A 17,872-nucleotide genomic window follows, 5' to 3' on the forward strand; every position below is an offset into this window, starting at 1 on the left:
GAGGTTCTTCCCGTCGGCGGCCCTCTCGCCGCAATCTATCACTCCCGCGGCCCTCCAGGGAGCCTTCCTGCGTCGCTGAGCAGGGCGTCTGACACGCGAGGGAGCCCGGAGGGCCAGCTGTCAGTCGGCCGTGGAAGAGTGGTCGTCATGACTGAGACTGCAGTGGACTCCGCCTTCCATGCCGAGGCCCGTGAGCGCCTCACCGCGCTGACCGGACGTGACGATGACTTCCGTCCGGGCCAGCTGGAGGCCATCTCCGCACTGGTGGAGCAGCGCCGCCGGGTGCTGGTGGTGCAGAAGACCGGATGGGGCAAGTCGGCGGTGTACTTCCTGGCCGCGCATCTGCTGCGCAGTCGGGGGCGTGGGGTGAGCCTGATCGTCTCCCCGCTGATCGCGCTGATGCGGGATCAGATCGCTGCGGCCACCCGCGCCGGAGTGCGGGCGCAGGCGGTGAACTCGGCCAACGCCCACGAGTGGGACTCCGTGCTGGAGGCGTTGGCCGCCGATGAGCTGGACGTGCTGCTGATCTCCCCGGAGCGGCTGGCCAATCCGCGTTTCCGCGATGAGGTGCTGCCGGGGCTGCTGGACCGGCTGGGCATGCTGGTGGTGGACGAGGCCCACTGCATCTCCGACTGGGGCCATGACTTCCGCCCCGACTACCGGCGGATCGGGGAGATCGTCCGCAACCTGCCGACGGCGGTCCCGGTGCTGGCCACCACCGCGACGGCGAACTCCCGGGTGGTGGAGGATGTCGCCGCCCAGCTCTCCCCGGCCGGGGATGCCAGCGGCAAGGAGGTCCTGGTGCTGCGTGGCAGCCTCAGCCGGGATTCGCTGCGCCTGGGTGTGCTGACCCTGCCGGACTCGGAGCAGCGGATCGCCTGGTTGACCCAGCATCTGGGCTCGCTGGCCGGCAGCGGGATCGTCTATGCGCTGACCGTCTCGCAGGCGCAGGATCTCACCCGTCACCTGCGGGAGCACGGCCACGATGTGGTCGCCTACACCGGACAGACGGACCCGGACGAGCGTGCCCAACTGGAGCAGGCGCTGAAGGAGAACCGAGTGAAGGCGCTGATCGCCACCTCGGCGCTGGGGATGGGCTTCGACAAGCCGGACCTGGGCTTCGTGGTGCACCTGGGGGCGCCCTCGTCGCCGGTGTCCTACTACCAGCAGATCGGCCGTGCCGGCCGTGCGGTGGACAACGCTGATGTGCTGCTGCTGCCGGGCCGAGAGGACGTACGCATCTGGGAGCATTTCGCGCAGGCCTCGATGCCCACCCAGGAACGTGCGGATGCGGTGCTGGCCGCGCTGGCCGAGCACCCGGAGGAGACGCTCTCGGTGGCCCGGCTGGAGGCGATGGTGGAGATCCGCCGCTCCCCGCTGGAGCTGCTGCTGAAGGTGCTGGAGGTCGACGGCGCGGTGCACCGGGTGCGCGGCGGATGGGTTTCCACCGGGCGCGGGTGGGTCTATGACGCCGAGCGCTATGACACGATCCTGCGGCTGCGCAGGGCCGAGCAGCAGTCGATGCTGGACTATGAGCGGCTGCCTCCCGGGCAGTGTCGGATGGCGTATCTGGCCGCAGCCCTCGACGACGACGCCGCCACCGCCTGCGGCCGCTGCGACACCTGCGCGGGGCCGTGGTTTCCCCGTGAGCTGGATCAGGACTCGGTCTCTGAGGCCCGGGTCTCGATGGACCGGGTCGGGGTGGAGATCGCCCCGCGCAAGCAGTGGCCCACCGGGCTGGGCGCCCTGGGACTCTCGCTGAAGGGCCGGCTGGGTCCGGGCGAGGTGGCCGAGGAGGGCCGGGCGCTGGCCAGGCTGTCTGATCTGGGCTGGGGCCCGGCGGTGCGTGAAGCGATCCAGGGCGAGGACGCCCCGGTGCCGGATCAGCTGGCCTCTGCGGTGGTGCGGGTGCTGGCGGAATGGGGCTGGGAGCGGCGGCCGGATGTGGTGGTGTCGGTGCCCTCCCGGCGCCACCCGCGGCTGGTCGATTCCCTGGCCCGCGGGGTGGCCCAGGTCGGACGCCTGCCCTATGCCGGGGCGCTGGAGCCCGTCGACGGCGGGCCCTCCAGCTCACCGGAGGCGAACAGCGCCTTCCGACTGGCCGGGCTGCTGGGCCGGTTCCGGGTGCCCGAGGAGATGGCGTCTCAGCTGCAGGGTGCGGCGGTGCTGCTGGTGGATGACGAGGTGATCTCCCGGTGGACGCTGACGGTGGCGGCCCGGGAGCTGCGAGGTGCCGGGGCGGATCGGGTGCTGCCCTTCGCTCTGGGCATGCGCGGCTGAGATGCGGCGCGACTGAGACCAGGCGCGGCGGGCCGGGCGGGGCCGGCGGCGTGCGTGTCCCTCCGCCTCCGCGGCCTCAGTGCGGGCCGTAGGGGTCCTCCGCCGGGGCCAGGCCCAGGAGCCGGCCCATCTCGGGGACGCTTCCGACGATGACCTCCCAGACCATGTCGTCGTGGATGGCGCCGTAGTCGTGGGCGATCTTGTTGCGCATGTCCGTCATGTACCGCCACCGGACGCCAGGGTGCTGCTGCTTCCATTCGGCGTCGAGCCGGCGGCTGGCCTCGGCGATGATCTCTACGGCGCGTTCCGCGGTGCGACGTCGCAGGTAGGAGTCCTGGGAGGGGCCCATGTACATCTCGTAGCCGTCGGCGACGATGTCACGGCACACGGCCAGCTGTTCCGCGATGTCTTCCAGGAGCTCGGGGGTGCGGTCGGGGTGATGTCGGGGGTCGGTCACAGGGCGATCGATTCCTTCAAGGCCTGCTGGGCGCGGGCCCCCTTCAGCGGGCGTCCGGTCAGCAGGTTCACGTCGACCGGTATCCCCAGCAGGCCCTCCAGGTGGCGTTGGAGTCCGAAGATCTCCAGCGGCTGGCGCTGCTGCGGGTCGGCGTACTCCACGAAGAGGTCCAGGTCGCTGGAGGCTTCCGCGGTGCCGCGGGCCACGGAGCCGAAGACACGCACTCCGGTGAACCCGTGGGTCTCGGCGGCCTGCTTGATCGTCTCCCGGTGGCGCTGGAGCAGCTCAGCAGGGTCTGGGGTCAGGGCCGCATGGAGTCTCTGCCGCATCGGTACGCTCAGGGGTCGGCGCCCGCTCTCGACGGCGGCGATGACCGACTGGGTGGTGCCGATCGCCTCAGCGAGCTGCTGCTGGGTCCGGCCGAGGGCGCGTCGGCGTGCCCGCAGGATCTCCCGCGGGGTCATCTCGTGCAGCGACGGTGCGACCTCATCCATGCCTCCACGGTATAGCGGACCTCTGCTATGAGCCAGGGGCGGCCTGCCCGCCGTCTCCCCCCGCGATGGGCCCGTCAGTGCCGGCGCAGCGTGACGTCCGCGGCCTGCTCGCGGCCGAAGGCCCAGAGGATGAGCTCCCCGGGGGCGCCTTCGAGGCTGATCATCGGGTCTTTCGAAGACCCATGGGTGACGGAGCCGAAGCCGGGGCTGATGAAGGTGATCCGCCGGTTGTGCTTGCGCGCGGCGGCCAGGAACAGCGTCCGGGAGGCGTGCTGCCACAGTCTCCGCTGGACAGCTTCGGGCGCCCGACGGCGGCGCGGCTGCAGCTCCGTTCCGACGGTCTCGGCATCAGCGGGATCAGTGTCAGCCGGTTCGATGTCAGCCGGTTCCTCGTCCGAGAGGCTCAGTTCCTCGGCGCGCAGCACGTCCTCGGTGTGGACGAAGAACTCCACGGTGTTGACCGCGTCGTCCACGGCACGGGAGCGGGCCGGGTGCCAGGAGGGCACTCCCGCCTCGATGCGGTCCAGCAGATCCTCGAAATCCATCTTCTCGAAGGTCTTGTACTTCTCCCGCGCGGCGTCGCCGACGACGGGCAGCTCCTGCCCGAACACCAGGTGCGGCCGGGCGTCGCGTGCCGCCACATGGACGGCCAGATCGTGGGCGGTCCAGCCCTCACAGAGGGTGTGGGCGTGCGGACCGTGCTGCCGCAGTGCTCGGACCAGGGCCTGGCGTTCGGCGGCGGCGGTGGAGCGGAGGGAAGGTGAGGTCACGGAGCATCCTGTCGTCGGGGGGGCGGGCGGGGGTCATCGGTCGTGGAGGAGGCCATCAGGGGGCGGCGAGCCCTTGGAGCCCCTCGACCATCATTCGGCTGCTGTATTCACCACGGGCGGGCCAGTGCGGCGGGCATGCCGGGCAGTCCTTCCGGGGCCACCCAGAGCTGGCCGCCCACGGTGGTGCGTCCCACGGCATGGGCGTTGCGCAGCGAGGGGACGTTCTCCGGGTGGATGCTTCCCCAGAGCACTGTTCCCGGCTCCGGGTGGGGCAGCTCCTCGCAGAGCCGCTGCAGCACGGCCGGGCCGTATCCGCGGCCGCGATGGTCTTCGTCCAGGCAGATCTCCTGGACCAGGTGGCCGCTGAGGCCGTGGTCGTCGTCGCGCGGGGCGGAGACCACCCCGGCGGGCTCACCATTGGCGAAGATCTCGAACAGGGCCCCGTCCTCGGAGGCCTCTTGCAGCTCGTCGGGACCCGCCGGGGTCGCCCAGCGGGTGCCTTCCGGGTGGGCGGCGTAGATCTCGGCTACCCGTGCCGCGGCCAGGGTCGGGTCCATCGGCTCGAGGCTCACCCGCCGGTAGGAGGCCACCCGGGTGCGGTGGTTGATCCCCCGGATGAGCCCGGCCACCAGGTACTGGTCCACCGCCGAAGGGCCGATGCCCGAGGCGTCGTGGACCTCGGCGAGACCGGAGTCCGGGTCCCCGACGGTGAGCCGGGCGGTCAGCGGACGGAACTCCTTCAGGTCCTCCGCCGCCTCAGTGACGATCCTGCGGATGTTCTCCGGGGTCGGGCTCAGCGAGGAGGCGATGACGTCGACAAAGGGGCAGGTGAGATCGCGGCCGCGGAACCTGATGCCGATCACCGACCAGCCGCCGTCGTCGTGGGTGATCCGTCGGTCCGCCCAGAGCAGCGGATCCTCGACGTCCACGTGGACGTCATCGGCGGCGGCGGACTCGTCGGCCTGCACGAGGTCGCGGACTTCCGCCCCGAACTCGGGGTTCTCCAAGCGCTCGGCATCGGGCTCCAGCGCGGTGCGCAGCTGGGCCAGCAGCCGGTCCTGGGCGTACCAATCCCTCAGTTGGAGGCCGGTCCAGGCGGCCCGGGCGGCGGCGAGATCATCGAGAAGTTCTCCCATGTCACGACCCTACCGAAGCCCGGCGGCCCGGCACAGGGGTGGTCGATCCGGAGCGCTCGGTCAGGCAGTCGATCAGAACAGCTGGCGCCAGTTGGTGCGGGCCAGGTCCACCAGCTCGTCGCCGCGGCCGGAGAGCACCGTGCGGATGGCGTAGAGGGTGAAGCCCTTGGCCTGCTCGGCGGTGATGGCCGGCGGCATGGAGAGCTCCTGCCGCTCGGTGACCACATCCAGCACCGCGGGGCCCTCGTGGGCAAAGAACTCCTCCACCGCGGCCGGGAGGCCCTGGGAGGTCTCTACACGGATGCCACGGATGCCCATCGCCTCGGCGACGTCGGCGAAGCTCGGGTTGGTCAGGCCGGTGCCGTAGTTGACGAAGCCGGCGGCCTTCATCTCCACCTCCACGAAGTTCAGCGAGGAGTTGTTGAAGACCACGGTCTTCACCGGCAGCTGCGCCTGGGTCAGCGTGAGCAGCTCCCCGAGCATCATGGTCAGTCCGCCGTCGCCGGCCAGGGCGACGACCTGCCGGCGCGGGTCCGCGGAGGCCGCACCGATGGACTGGGTCAGCGCGTTGGCCATGGAGCCGTGGGAGAAGGACCCGATGAGCCGGCGTCGGCCGTTCATGGTCAGGTACCGGGAGGCCCAGACCACCGGGGAGCCGACGTCGGGGATGAAGGCAGCGTCGTCGGCGGCGGCCTCGTCGATCAGCCGGGCCAGGTACTGCGGGTGGATGGTCCGCTTCGAGGGTGTGGCCAGCGAGTCGAGGTCCTTGCGAGTGCGACGGTAGTGCTTGGTGGCGCCGTCGAGGTGCTTGGAGCTGGCGTGGGCGTCCAGCCGGGGCAGCAGCGCAGCGACGGTCTCTTTCACTCCCCCGACCAGTCCGACGTCGACCCTGGTGCGGCGGCCGATCTGTGCGCCGCGGATGTCGACCTGCACCACGGTGGCGCCCTGCGGGTAGAACTGCTGGTAGGGCAGGTCGGCGCCGAGGACCAGCAGCGTCTCGGCGGCTTCCATGGCGTGGTACCCGGAGGAGAATCCGAGCAGGCCGGTCATGCCGACGTCATAGGGGTTGTCGTACTCGACGTGCTCCTTGCCGCGCAGCGCGTGGACGATGGGCGCCTGGAGCCGCTCGGCGATCTGCAGCAGCTCGTCATGGGCGCCGGCCGCACCGGCGCCGGCGAGGATGGTGACCCGGTCGCAGCCGTTGAGCGCCTCGGCGGCGGAGGCCAGGGCGTCCTCGGCCGGGGTGACCACGGAGCTGGTGGCCCGGATCGTCTCCGGCGCCGCCGTGATCTCCTTCAGGGCGACGTCCCCGGGGATTACCAGCACCGCCACGCCGCGCTTCTCGAGCGCCTCGCGCATGGCAATGCGCATCAGCCGGGGCATCTGCTCGGCGTGGGTGACGTGCTCCACGTAGACGCTGCACTCGCGGAAGAGCTCCTGCGGGTGGGTCTCCTGGAAGTAGCCGGAGCCGATCTCCTCGCTGGGGATGTGCGCGGCGATGGCCAGCACCGGGGTCCGCGAGCGCTGGGCGTCGTAGAGCCCGTTGATCAGATGCAGGTTGCCGGGTCCGCAGCTGCCCGCGCAGACGGCCAGCTCACCGGTGACCTGGGACTCGGCACTGGCGGCGAAGGCGGCGGTCTCCTCGTGGCGGACCTGGACCCACTCGATGGTGCCGGCGGCGCGCAGGGCGTCGGTGAAGCCGTTGAGCGAGTCTCCCGGAATCCCGTAGACCCTCTGCACCCCGCTGGCGTGCAGGGTGTCGACCATGGTGCGTGCGACTGTGGGCATCGGATGTTCCCCTTCCGTGGCAGAGGGCGGCCGGTGACCGCCGGATCCTCGGCGGGGGCCGCCTCGAGCTGAGTCTAGGACTGTGCGCGGCTGCTGGCTATGAACGGAGTCACGGCGACGGGGTGAGCTTGGGGCAGCCTTCTGTCCCCGTCGTCTTCGTTCGTCCCCGTGGAATTGCGCGGGGACGAACGAAGACGACGGGGACGAAGGAGGCCGAAGGCCTGACATGATGCACTCCTCACATTTTTAGACTGACCAGTCAGTTCAAGCGTAGGATGGTCGCATGCTGAGACTTCAGGATGTGGCCTTCGACGGTCATCGCGGTCGGATTCTCGACCCCACCAGCTTCTCCGCGGCCGACGGCGCCCTCTCCGGTTTGCAGGCCTCCACCTCCCTGGCGCGGACCTCCTTGGCGCTGATCAGCTCCGGACGGATGGTGCCGGACCAGGGCACGGTGCTCCTCGACGACGTCGAGGATCTGCGCGCACTCCGGCACCGGACTGCTCTGGTGGACTCCCCCGGCATCACCGCCCCGGAGCACCATATGACCGTGAAGAACGTGGTCTCCGAGTCGCTGGCCCTGCGGCCGCTGCGCAGCCGGGTGGGCCGCGAGGCCCGGCGGATCGGGGTCCGCGCCTGGCTGGCGGAGCATGAGGCGGAGGACATCGCCGGGGACCGGATCGACACGCTGGAGCCGCTGCGTCGGCTCGGCCTGCTCATCGAGCTGGCCTTCTCCGACCCGGCCGTCCGCTTCGCCGTGGTCGATTCGCCGGACCGCCACGACGTCGATCTCGATGAGCTGGCCGACTTCCTGAGCGACCGTTGTGATTTCGACTCCGGCCGGGCCCTGCTGGCCCTGCTGGAGACGCCTCCGGTCCGGGAGGACATCACCTGCGGGTTCGCCGGCCACCACGAGGAGCCGCCGCGTGCCGATGAGGATTCCGCCGCAGGAGTCGAAGGCGTCGACGAGGCCTATCCAGAGGATGAGCTGGTCGAGGACCACGCCCTGGAGCAGCCCGCTGAGGACTCACCCGCCGACGAGGCTCCCCTGGACGAGGCTCCCGCTGACGACGCTCCCGCTGAGGACGCAGCGGCTGCGGCGCAGGAGAGCGACTTGGATGACCTTCTGGAGGGCAAAGAATGACGTTCCTGCGACTCGTGCGCTCGGAGTTCGCGCGGATGACCAGCAGCTTCACTCCGTTGATCACGATCTTCGGGCTGGCGCTGGTGCCGGTGCTCTATGCGGGCATCTACCTGTATGCGAACTGGGATCCCTACGACAATCTGGAGCACGTCGACGCGGCCCTGGTGAATCTGGACGAAGGGGCGGACTTCGACGGCGAGCACCGCACTGTCGGTGACGACGTCGCCGAGGAGCTCATCGACGACGCCTCCTTCGGCTGGGAGACCGTCGACTCCCGGGAGGCCGCTGAGGCGGGGGTGGCCTCGGGCAAGCACCAGTTCGCGCTGATCATCCCGGAGGACTTCTCGGAGGCGCTGGCCTCGCCGTCGAGCTTCGAGTCTGCTGATCAGGCGATCCTGGACATCACCACCAATGAGGCGAACAACTATCTGCTGAGCAACATCGTCAGCGTGCTGGCCTCAGAGGTCCATGAATCGGTCTCCAGCGAGGTCGGCCAGGAGACCGCTGATGCCATGCTGACCGGTTTCGGGCAGATCCACCGGCAGCTGATCGACGCCGCCGATGGCGCCGGGCAGCTCCACGACGGCGCCGGCGAGCTCAGCGACGGCATCGGTGAGCTTCACTCCGGTTCCGTGGAGCTGGCGGACGGGGCCGGGGACCTCGACGACGGCGTCGATGAGCTGGTGACCGGCCTGGGTGAGCTCTCCGAGGGCACCGAGCAGCTCTCCGACGGGGCCGATGAGCTCTCCACCGGCGCCTCCTCCCTCTACAACGGAATGTCTGAGCTGCAGGAGGGCGCCGACGCGGTGGACACCGCCGCCGGGCAGCTCTCCGCCGGCGCCTCGGAGCTGAACACCGGGATCAGCACCCTCAGCGAGGGCGCCGAGCAGGTGGCCGACGGCAATGAGGCGCTCTCGAGCGCCTCCCATGAGGCCAGCGACATCATCTCGGAGTTCGAGGCTTCGGCCGAGGGGCGTGCGGACCAGGCGGTGCAGGACCTCCTTGACGCCGGGGTGATCGAGGAGGAGCAGGTGGAGGAGGCGCGCGGCGCGCTGGATGCCGTGGCGGAGGACTCTGAGCTGATCACCCGCGCCCAGACGGCGCGCACGGAGCTGGGTGAGGCCCAGGAGGACATCGATCAGCTCGCCACCGGTGCGCGTGAGGTCGCTGATGGGGCCGATGAGCTGCTCGCCGGCAGCTCGACGTTGGCCGATGGTGCCGCGGAGCTGGCGGACTCCACCCCTGACCTTTCGGACGGGGTGAGCACCGCCCGCGATGGCGCCCTGCAGCTGAGCACCGGAGCCTCGGACCTCTCCGATGGGGCTGACACCGCCCATGACGGGGTCGGGCAGCTGGCCATCGGCGCCGGGGAGCTCAACGACGGGGCGACCGGGCTCAGCGACGGCGCGGTGGCCCTGCGTGATGGCCTCCTCGAGGCCTCGGACGGCTCGATGGAACTGACCGACGGCGCCGAGGAGCTGGCCGCCGGCCTGGATGACGGGGCCGAGGAGGTGCCGAACCCTGATGATGATGAGCGTGAGGAGATCAGCGAGGTCATCGGCAACCCGCTGAAGGTCAACCAGACGGCGCAGACCGAGGCCGGCAACTATGGGGCCGGGATGGCGCCGTTCTTCCTGGCCCTGTCGCTGTGGATCGGTGCGCTGGTGATGCTGCAGGTGCTGCGGCCGACCTCCACCCGGGCGCTGGCTTCCAACGCCCCGTCGGCGTCGATCGCGCTGGGCTCCTGGGTGCCGTTCCTGCTGCTCTCGCTGACGCAGAGCCTGCTGCTCTATGGGGCCGTCGTCGCCGGACTGGGCCTGTCTCCGGCGCATCCGTGGCTGGCTCTGGCGGTGCTGTTCGCCGCGTCCATGGCGTTCTCCGCCCTGGTGCTGGGGGTGGTGGCGCTGCTGGGCAATCCGGGCAAGATGCTGATGATCCTGCTGCTGGTGCTGCAGCTGGTGGCCTCGGGCGGCACGTTCCCGCCGGAGACCCTGCCGGAGCCGCTGCAGGCTCTGCACCCGGTGCTGCCGATGAGCTATGTGGTCGATGGCCTGAGGCATGTCATCTACGGTGCGGACCTGGCTACGCTGTCCACTACGCTGGCCGCGCTGCTGGCGACCACCGGGGTGGGGCTGACGCTGCTGGTGCTGGCAATCCGGAAGAAGAAGATGTGGAGCCTGAAGCGGCTCCAGCCGGCGATCGAGGAGGCCGCATGAGCGCGGTGAGCGAGACGGACAGCGAGCGGCAGACAGCCGGGAGTCCACGAGCGAGCTCACGAGGAGTTTCACGGCGGGGTTCAGCCCGGGTGCGTCTGCTGCAGGCGATGATGGCCCTGGATGATCACCGCAGCGTGCACGAGCATTCCGTGGAGGAGCTGGCGGCGATCGCCGGGGTGGCTAAGGGCTCGGTGTACTACCAGTTCGGCTCCAAGGAGAACCTGGTCCGGCAGATGCTGGTGCACGGGGCGGAGGAGCTGCAGCGGATCATGGATGACCTCGACGACGTCGGCGATCTCGCCACGGTGCGGGCCAGCCTGGCCAGCCAGATTCGGGCGGCCTTCGCCTTCCTGCGGGACTACCCCTCCTTCACCGGACTGGTGGCCTACGCCCTGGCTCGGCGGCGCGATGACGAGTCCCAGCAGCTGCGCTCCGAGAAGGAGGCCATCGTGGCCCTGCTGACGGACCGGCTGACCCGGCTCGACACGGCCCGAGTGGCTGAAGGGTACGCCGAGACGCCGTCGTCCCCGGCCCGGCTGGAGGTCACCGCGACCGCGCTGCTCTCGGCGGCGGTGACCCTGAGCGTGGACCAGCACACCACCCACCAGGAGTGGTCCGAGGAGGACTGCGTGCAGGCGTTGGTGGCGATGTCGGCCGGCGGGCTGGGGTGAGTACGGCGCACGCGACCGCTGGGACCCCGCGACGACGAGGCCTCAGTCGGCCGTCATGGTCTCCAATTCGACGTCGAGTCCGGCTTCAGCCAGCCGACGAGCCGCTTCGACCGCATGGCGTGTGCTATGAGTCTTGCCGCCAGTTTCGGCGCACAACGTGGAGATGATCTTCGGGTGGATGAAGCGGCCGCCTAACGGGTCTGCGGTGCGGTCATTCCACCACCGCGCCTCAGCCCGTGCCTGGACGATCGACTCCGACGCTTGGACGTTCAGGATCAGAGCATTGTCATACTGCCCGTCGTCGACGAGCTCCCGCTCCAACTGGTCCACGATCCCATGCCAGTGCAGGGTCCCTTCGATGATGATGTTCTCCTGGCGAGCCAGGCATTCCCGGCGGATGAGATCTGCCGCTCTGACCGACTGCGCGTGGACGCACCATGCCACCTCCCTGGGAGTGAGTCTGCGGCCGTCAGGAAGCACGTACGCGTCCAGCCGCGTCAAGAAGCCCTGACGGAGGAACCGCTCCAGAAGCTCGTCCTTCAGCGCGTCCGGATCGATACGTCGATATCCCCGCAGCTGATCCGCCCGCTGCTCAATCGCGTGGGACTTTCCTGCTCCGGGTGGACCAGAAGTGATGACGGCCGCACACCCTTCCACGAGACCTCGCCGCTCAGGATCATGAAGGTGGGAGCCCACGACGTCTGCCACGATCCGGTCGATGTCCGGTGCCGCAGGAAGGTCGAGCTGAATCCCAGCAGATTCGACCGTGGAATCCGGAGGCGTCCTGTCGACGAGCCAGCGGTGACAGGCGTGACGCGCACTCACGAAGCAGCGTTGTCCCTGATCTGCTGAAAGTCCTCTGGGGGCAGCATCCCGTTGACAGACGCCTGGATGAGGTCGTCCCACGTTCCGGGAACGTAACCGTCGTAAGACCCTTCAGGGATCCTCCCCGCCTCATAGGTGCGGCTGACAAGATCTTCGATCATGGCCTCATGTGTCACTTCTCCGATCAGCCAACGGGCGATGACTTCCATCGGCCGGGGATTCTCACGCTGCTCCTCGATCTGCTCACGACGGCGACTGATGCGGTGCACTGTGGCCTGGGACAGCCCAGACTCCTCAGCTGCCTGCGTCTGCGTCCTGCCCTGATCCAGGAGCTGCACCACCAGTCGATCACGATCGATGGCATCCACCAGCTGCCGGGCACGCAGTCTCTGAGGGGTGACCTCCCTGAAGTCCTTCGCCGTGAGTCGTCCCCTCGGACGTTCCAGCAGTGCCATGAACACCTCCTTATTCACCATGAATAGTACGCCGCGGTGATACCGCCGTGAAGCCATGCCGCCCATCGGCCACTTCTGGGAACATCCAGCACTCCCGAGCTGTTCATACTTGTAGAAACAACTAACCGGTGGCCGGACTGCGGTCACCGCCGACGCCGCAAGGATGAGCTCTCATGCCGAACGTCTCCCCCGACTCCATCCCGGCCGCTGACGGCCGCGCCTTGAACCCTGCCACCGCCATGGACGCGGTCACCCTGCGCGTAGGCGATCTGGAGGCGATGTCCGCCTACTACGAGACCGCCCTGGTGATGGAGCCGTTGCAGGAGCGCACCTGGGGCCGGGAGGTCCACCGGGTGCTGGGCCGCGGTGCCACTCCAATGGTGCGGCTGATCCATACCCCGGATCTGCCCGGGGTGGACCCGCATGAGGCGGGCCTGTTCCACACGGCGTTCCTGTTCGAGGACGAGTCCTCCCTGGCGGCGACCGTCCATCGTGCCGCGCGGCACCCGCGGTCCCGGTATGTCGGCTCGGCCGACCATCTGGTCAGCGAGGCGTTCTACTTCACCGACCCGGAGGGCAACGGCATCGAGCTCTACCGGGACAGGCCCCGGGAGACCTGGGAGGTCACCGGGACGCAGGTCCGCATGGACAATCTGCCGCTGGACCCGAACGGTTACCTGCGCCGCCACCTGGACCAGGAGGTGCTCGACGCCGGCGCCGCCCGCGCCGGGACGGTGGGTCACGTCCACCTGCAGGTGGGCGACGTCGCCAGGGCGCGTGAGTTCTATGTGGGCGCAGTGGGTTTCGACCCCACCGCCAGCTGGAACAGCGCCCTGTTCGCCTCGGCCGGCGGCTATCACCACCACGTGGCGATGAATACCTGGAACAGCCGTGGGGCCGGGCCCCGGTCCTCCCGCCTGGGGTTGGGTGACCTGGCGATCACCGTGCCGGGCCGCGAGGACCTGGACGCCCTGGTGTCCCGGTATCGCGCGCAGGGGATCAGCTTCGCCGATGAGGGGCACCGGGTGGTCACCGAGGACCCGTGGGGCACCCAGGTCTCGGCGGCCGTGCCGGGTACAGAGACCGAGGAGCTGCTCAGCCGGTGAGGCGCCCTATTCCTGGATGTACATCGGCGCCACGTTCCCTCGAAGCTTGGGCCGGCTGAGGCCGCGCCGGTGCAGGGTCAGCCCGAGTTCGCCGAGGATCCGGGAGGCCTCCCTGCCGGTGCGAGCCGGCACGTGGGCGGCCATCCAGAGGACTCCCCCGTCGGTCGGCACAACGCCGGGCCGGCGGGTGATGAGCACCGAGGTCCAGCCTTCGCTGAGTGCTCCTCCGTGTTGGGCGGCCCGGGACTCCAGTCCGGAGACCGTCCACTGGGGCACCTTCTTCGGCCCGTAGCCGGGCAGCGCCCAGGCGAGCCCTGAGGGTTCGAACACCTGGGACATCCATCCCAGGACGCGACGCGCCGCTGCAGCGTTCAGACCGAGCTTTCCTCGGTCCGGCACGTCCTCCCCCAAGAGCCCGCCGTCGCTGGTCAGCAGCATCAGCACCTGGCGCAGCTCGTGGGCTGAGGTCTCCCCGGTCAGCAAGTCACCGCGGACGGTCTCCGGGTCCTCGAGCCCAGTGATCTGCGTGTGGAACATTCGCTGGTCCGGGACGTCGAATCTGTCCAAGAAGCTGCGGACCTCGGCAACAAGGTCCACTCCCCTGGCTTCCAGGGCGTTCCGGACGGCCAAGGCCGTGGCGGCGTCGGAGGTGCCGATGATGAGTCCGAGAGCGTCATGCAGGCTCAGCGTCAGGTTGCTGACCCTCTCGCCGGTGTGTCCCCTGGAGCCAGACGGGATCCGCAGAGGTCCGACGACGGCAGCGCGCCGGTGCGCGGCGGTGATCCTCACCGGCATCTCCAGCAGGCCGGGGTCGGCGGCCTCCCGCTCGGCCAGGGCCAGCGCGGCGAGTAGTTTGCCCGTTCCGGCCAGCGGGTGGAACTCGCGGTGGCCCAGGACGTCTCGTCCCACGGCGCCGCCCTCATGCCCTCCGCCGGTCACTCCCCCGATGGCGGCGAGGACGCCGGGGTGAGCCGCTGCCGCTTCCAGCTGCGCGTCAGTGCCGGGGATGTCCGCAGGGATACGGAGAAGGCTGGGGACGTGGACGGGGTGCGTGTCCCGCGCGTCCGCCGGGACGTGCCGCCCCTCCCCGCGGCCGACTCCGTCATGCCAGTCCTCGATCGCCTGTCCGATCTGCCCGAAGAGCTCGCAGGCGGCGATTCGGCCGGGTGTGCCGTCGGGCAGCTCGGTGGGGATGGTCTCGGCGTAGACCGCGACGGCGGCGACCGGGGCGCCGTCGTCGGTGGTGGCTAGCCCAATCTGGGAGAGGCTGCGCAGCCCACGGCCGTTCTTTTCGGCCACGCGCAGCCGGATAGTCTGCGCGACGAGCAGCGGGGTGTGGAGCCCGTGCATGAGTTCGACGGCGAAGCGGCACAGCTGCGGGGTCAGGTGCAGGGCTTCGGCAGCCTCGGTGTTCTGGGTGCCGCGGCCGAGCTGGGCGAGCAGGTGGGCCTGGTCGGCGGCGGTGGTGACGGTCATCTGCTCGATGCTGTGGTGCCAGGTCAGCTCGCCGCTGCGGGGGAAGATCTCCCGATGGAGGGTGTTCCGCATACCCACCCAGGCGCAGTAGTCGTTGACCTGCTGCAGCGCGGCGGCGGCGCGGTCGTCCTGGTGCAGGCTGGCAGGCTGGGCGGGGCTGGCTTGTGTTGCCCCGCCGATGGCGTCGAAGACCAACTGGGTGCAGATGTTGTCCGAGGTGATCATCATCTGCCTCAGGTGGTCCTCCAGGGTGAGCTCGACCCCGGGTGCAAGATCCTTCATGATGCCTGCCTGGACGCCGTCTTTGAGCTCGTCGGTGATGGGCAGCCGCGCGTCCAGTGCCAGCCGGCCCTGGTGGACCAGCGCGAGGCAGGCCAGCAGCAAGCTGACCTTCCGGGTGCTGAAAGAGGCCACCTGAGTGTCGGCGGCTGAGCCGATGGCGGGAAGCTCAGTGCTGGTGATGTCCGAGATCTGCCAGTGGACCGCGAAGGGTGCGTCGGCGGTGAGGTCGCGGATCCGCCGGTCGAGTGCGGCCAGAGGGCGGAGCGGGGTCATGGGTCTCCTGACGGCACGGAAACGGAACAGACTCCTCGACGCTACACGCTCTCGGTGACCTCGTGAGAGGAGCGCGTCACCTGGATATGTCCGAAATGGGACCTAGGTTCTGGATACGCGAAGAACCCGGTCTCTCAAGAGTGAATCCATCGCCGCTTCCCCATCAACGATTCCCGGTCTTCGCGTCATCTGTTGCACCACTCCGTTCCGTTCCGTTCCGTTCCGTGAGGAGACGACCATGTTCACCACAGTCGAGAACCCCATGATCCGCTGCGCCGCAGAGACAACGAAGACGCCCCGGCGCCTCGCCTTGGGCGTGGCAGGCCTGCTGGCCGGCGCCATTGCGCTGACCGGCCGCACCGAGCTGGAGCCGAAAGTCGTCACGGAGACTGTGACCGAGGCCGTCACCGAGGAAGTCGAAGTCGAGGTGGAGGTGGAGCTAGCAAACCTGCATGAGCAGCGCAAGGCCGCCGACGAGCGCGACAAGGAACTCGATGCCCGCGAGGAGCAGGTGGAAACGGACACAGCGTTAGGCCAGGGAGCGTAGCTAGCGACGCAGTGCATCCTCCAGTACCCCAAGGCCCGCGGCCGGACCACGGCAATATGACGGGCCAACATGATCCGAGCAGTCTTGCGGCTCGTCTCCCGTCGTAACTCATCGGAGCAGCTGGGTGCTCACGAAGGTGCTCGCTGTACTTCCTCGCCATGACTCTCATCCTCCATAGGATGAGAGCTTCCATCGGGACTGGGGCAATTCACAGTAGGGTGGCCCTATGGATGAGCCGAAGTCCGCATTTAAGGACCCCAAGCCCACGGCAGAGCGTGTTGTCCAACTTGCTGGACGCGTCCTGACTGGGGATATCCTGCTACCACGATTTCAACGAAACTTTGTCTGGAAGCGAAAGCAGATGCTTGACCTTCTCGACTCGATTTCACGGAACTATCCAATCGGCAGCATGCTGCTCTGGCAATCTCGTCAAGAGCTAGCGAGCGAACGCAATATCGCAGGACTTGAAGTGGCAACGACGAAACCAGATTATCCCGTCAACTATCTGCTTGACGGCCAGCAACGCCTTTCTACTATTTGTGGTGCTCTACACTGGGCACCCGATTCAGCGGACAGCGTGTGGAACTTGGCCTACGATCTCAAGGCTGAGCGGTTCGTGCATCTCGACACTCTAGACGAACCCGCACTCCATGTCGTGCCGCTCCGACATCTTTCAACTCCCTCGACCTATTTCAGTCGATTAGCCGGACTAGATGAAGATCTTTCTTCGCGTGCGAAGATGTTGTTTGATCGGTTCACAGATTACCAAGTAGCCATTGTTACGCTGGGCGATATGCCCATCCAGGATGTTGCTCCCGTATTCGAGCGCATCAATAGCACCGGTACGGCACTGACCATCGTCGATCTGATGCGCGCTGCGACGTGGACGCCAACCTTCGACCTGGTCGATGCGATCGATAGCCTCCGGGAGGACCTGGCTCCGAAGAACTTCAACGGCATCGACCGCAAAACGATGCTGCGAACGGTTGCCGCAGCGGCTGGCCTCGGCTTTGAGGTATCAGCAATCGATGACCTTCGAAATCAAACCGAGGATCAGCTCTCGAAAGCCATCCGAGAGACGCGAGAGGCAGCAAAACGGGCCAGCGACTTCCTTGCGACACAAATAGGAGCGCCAGGCGCGCGCGCTCTACCCTACGCAAACCAATTTGCAGTTCTATGTGAGGTATTTAGAGTCATTCCTCATCCCACAAATGATCAGTATGCAACCATCAGACGCTGGTTTTGGCGCACAACACTTGCAAGCTACTTCGGTGGCTGGAATACGGGACAGATGAGCTCGGACAGGCAGGCAGTTCACGCTTTCGGCAACGGCGAGTCCACCGAGATTGCCAACTCCTCCGTCGCCCCCACGGAATCAATCTGGTCGATCCGTGAATTCCGCGCGAATAGCGCAACATCGAAGATGTTGGCACTCATGTTGTCTCATCACGCCCCGGTGGATCTTATTACTGGCCAAGCAATCGACAAGAATCGTTCGCTGGCTTGGAGTAACGACAAAGAATTTCATCACTTCTTCCCGAAGGCATTCCTTAGGAGAAAAGGGCACGCTTCACGTCGAGCTAACGCAATCGGAAATATGGTTATGCTGACATCGATCAGCAATATTCAGATCCGGGACAAGGCGCCGTCGGTCTATTTATCTGAAGTTGCCGCAACAATCGGCCAGGATGAACTGCGAAACAGGCTCGATAAATCTCTCGTCTCAGAAGCTGCTTACCAAGCGGCACTGGCCGATAACTTCGAGGCATTCCTTGAGGCCCGAGCTGCACACCTTCAGAAACTTGCATTGGCGCTGGCGGGCCTGACGCCTGCGGGAGGGGTCCCTGTAGATGCCACAGTGGCGAGTGACAGCGTGACAGACGACAGCGATAGTGACACGAGCGACTAACTGATGTGGGTCATTAGGTACTTGTCACAGGCGCGTCGATAAA

15 protein-coding genes are annotated in these 17,872 nt (G+C 67.8%); 7 read left to right on the top strand and 8 right to left on the bottom strand.

The features are described 5' to 3' along the window. Positions 1 to 147 precede the first annotated feature (147 nt). Complete coding sequence (locus ODE13_RS00785) at positions 148 to 2,280, top strand: RecQ family ATP-dependent DNA helicase (protein WP_322477555.1); 2,133 nt, start codon at positions 148 to 150, stop codon at positions 2,278 to 2,280. 76 nt (positions 2,281 to 2,356) lie between these two features. Here ODE13_RS00785 and ODE13_RS00790 read toward each other — a convergent pair whose 3' ends face one another. The 5 genes from ODE13_RS00790 to poxB form a co-directional block, all read right to left on the bottom strand. Next, positions 2,357 to 2,737 carry a DUF86 domain-containing protein gene (locus tag ODE13_RS00790; RefSeq protein WP_322477556.1) on the bottom strand — a complete coding sequence of 127 codons (381 nt, stop codon included), beginning with the start codon at positions 2,735 to 2,737 and terminating at the stop codon, positions 2,357 to 2,359. Next, a complete protein-coding gene (locus ODE13_RS00795; RefSeq protein ID WP_322477557.1) occupies positions 2,734 to 3,231 on the bottom strand; it encodes a helix-turn-helix domain-containing protein in 498 nt (165 codons plus the stop codon). Before ODE13_RS00795 ends, ODE13_RS00790 begins: the two co-directional genes overlap by 4 nt. 74 nt (positions 3,232 to 3,305) lie before the next feature. Further along, the gene (locus tag ODE13_RS00800) at positions 3,306 to 4,001 is read right to left on the bottom strand and encodes a TIGR03085 family metal-binding protein (protein WP_322477558.1); all 696 of its coding nucleotides are present in this window, start codon (positions 3,999 to 4,001) and stop codon (positions 3,306 to 3,308) included. A 107-nt stretch (positions 4,002 to 4,108) separates the two neighbouring features. After that, positions 4,109 to 5,137, bottom strand: coding sequence for a GNAT family N-acetyltransferase (locus ODE13_RS00805; RefSeq protein WP_322477559.1), 1,029 nt, complete (start codon positions 5,135 to 5,137; stop codon positions 4,109 to 4,111). Positions 5,138 to 5,209: 72 nt separating this feature from the next. Next, the gene (gene poxB / locus ODE13_RS00810; protein ID WP_322477560.1) at positions 5,210 to 6,925 is read right to left on the bottom strand and encodes a ubiquinone-dependent pyruvate dehydrogenase; all 1,716 of its coding nucleotides are present in this window, start codon (positions 6,923 to 6,925) and stop codon (positions 5,210 to 5,212) included. A 283-nt stretch (positions 6,926 to 7,208) separates the two neighbouring features. On the opposite strand from poxB, the gene ODE13_RS00815 reads away from it, so the two are divergent. The 3 genes from ODE13_RS00815 to ODE13_RS00825 are packed head-to-tail and all read left to right on the top strand — an operon-like array spanning position 7,209 to position 10,956. Further along, positions 7,209 to 8,069, top strand: coding sequence for a hypothetical protein (locus ODE13_RS00815; protein WP_322477561.1), 861 nt, complete (start codon positions 7,209 to 7,211; stop codon positions 8,067 to 8,069). Further along, a complete protein-coding gene (locus ODE13_RS00820; protein WP_322477562.1) occupies positions 8,066 to 10,285 on the top strand; it encodes a YhgE/Pip domain-containing protein in 2,220 nt (739 codons plus the stop codon). Before ODE13_RS00815 ends, ODE13_RS00820 begins: the two co-directional genes overlap by 4 nt. Further along, a complete protein-coding gene (locus ODE13_RS00825; protein WP_322477563.1) occupies positions 10,282 to 10,956 on the top strand; it encodes a TetR/AcrR family transcriptional regulator in 675 nt (224 codons plus the stop codon). The genes ODE13_RS00820 and ODE13_RS00825 overlap by 4 nt, the downstream gene beginning before the upstream one ends. A 42-nt stretch (positions 10,957 to 10,998) precedes the next feature. Here ODE13_RS00825 and ODE13_RS00830 read toward each other — a convergent pair whose 3' ends face one another. After that, positions 10,999 to 11,781 carry a zeta toxin family protein gene (locus ODE13_RS00830; protein ID WP_322477564.1) on the bottom strand — a complete coding sequence of 261 codons (783 nt, stop codon included), beginning with the start codon at positions 11,779 to 11,781 and terminating at the stop codon, positions 10,999 to 11,001. After that, on the bottom strand, positions 11,778 to 12,236 hold the full coding sequence (locus tag ODE13_RS00835; protein WP_322477565.1) for a helix-turn-helix domain-containing protein: 459 nt from the start codon (positions 12,234 to 12,236) through the stop codon (positions 11,778 to 11,780). Before ODE13_RS00835 ends, ODE13_RS00830 begins: the two co-directional genes overlap by 4 nt. Before the next feature lie 173 nt (positions 12,237 to 12,409). Here ODE13_RS00835 and ODE13_RS00840 point away from each other — a divergent pair, with 173 nt between their 5' ends. Continuing rightward, entirely contained in the window at positions 12,410 to 13,342 is a 933-nt protein-coding gene (locus ODE13_RS00840) for a VOC family protein (protein WP_322477566.1), read from the top strand. Positions 13,343 to 13,348: 6 nt separating this feature from the next. On the opposite strand, the gene ODE13_RS00845 is transcribed toward ODE13_RS00840, so the two are convergent. After that, positions 13,349 to 15,373, bottom strand: coding sequence for a serine hydrolase (locus ODE13_RS00845; RefSeq protein WP_322477567.1), 2,025 nt, complete (start codon positions 15,371 to 15,373; stop codon positions 13,349 to 13,351). Positions 15,374 to 15,611: 238 nt separating this feature from the next. Here ODE13_RS00845 and ODE13_RS00850 point away from each other — a divergent pair, with 238 nt between their 5' ends. Both ODE13_RS00850 and ODE13_RS00855 read left to right on the top strand, forming a co-directional pair. Continuing rightward, positions 15,612 to 15,920 (top strand): hypothetical protein, encoded by a 309-nt coding sequence (locus tag ODE13_RS00850; RefSeq protein ID WP_322477568.1) that lies wholly within the window; start codon positions 15,612 to 15,614, stop codon positions 15,918 to 15,920. A gap of 226 nt (positions 15,921 to 16,146) precedes the next feature. Next, entirely contained in the window at positions 16,147 to 17,829 is a 1,683-nt protein-coding gene (locus ODE13_RS00855; RefSeq protein ID WP_322477569.1) for a GmrSD restriction endonuclease domain-containing protein, read from the top strand. Positions 17,830 to 17,872: the final 43 nt, after the last annotated feature.

This window comes from Nesterenkonia sp. HG001 (genome assembly GCF_034438835.1).
Lineage (GTDB): Bacteria > Actinomycetota > Actinomycetes > Actinomycetales > Micrococcaceae > Nesterenkonia > Nesterenkonia xinjiangensis.

Coding starts and splice junctions, on each gene's coding strand:
- ODE13_RS00785 (WP_322477555.1), top strand. CDS start 148: ATGACTGAGACTGCAGTGGACTCCGCCTTCCATGCCGAGGCCCGTGAG.
- ODE13_RS00795 (WP_322477557.1), bottom strand. CDS start 3,231: ATGGATGAGGTCGCACCGTCGCTGCACGAGATGACCCCGCGGGAGATC.
- ODE13_RS00805 (WP_322477559.1), bottom strand. CDS start 5,137: ATGGGAGAACTTCTCGATGATCTCGCCGCCGCCCGGGCCGCCTGGACC.
- poxB (WP_322477560.1), bottom strand. CDS start 6,925: ATGCCCACAGTCGCACGCACCATGGTCGACACCCTGCACGCCAGCGGG.
- ODE13_RS00815 (WP_322477561.1), top strand. CDS start 7,209: ATGCTGAGACTTCAGGATGTGGCCTTCGACGGTCATCGCGGTCGGATT.
- ODE13_RS00820 (WP_322477562.1), top strand. CDS start 8,066: ATGACGTTCCTGCGACTCGTGCGCTCGGAGTTCGCGCGGATGACCAGC.
- ODE13_RS00825 (WP_322477563.1), top strand. CDS start 10,282: ATGAGCGCGGTGAGCGAGACGGACAGCGAGCGGCAGACAGCCGGGAGT.
- ODE13_RS00835 (WP_322477565.1), bottom strand. CDS start 12,236: ATGGCACTGCTGGAACGTCCGAGGGGACGACTCACGGCGAAGGACTTC.
- ODE13_RS00840 (WP_322477566.1), top strand. CDS start 12,410: ATGCCGAACGTCTCCCCCGACTCCATCCCGGCCGCTGACGGCCGCGCC.
- ODE13_RS00845 (WP_322477567.1), bottom strand. CDS start 15,373: ATGACCCCGCTCCGCCCTCTGGCCGCACTCGACCGGCGGATCCGCGAC.
- ODE13_RS00850 (WP_322477568.1), top strand. CDS start 15,612: ATGTTCACCACAGTCGAGAACCCCATGATCCGCTGCGCCGCAGAGACA.
- ODE13_RS00855 (WP_322477569.1), top strand. CDS start 16,147: ATGGATGAGCCGAAGTCCGCATTTAAGGACCCCAAGCCCACGGCAGAG.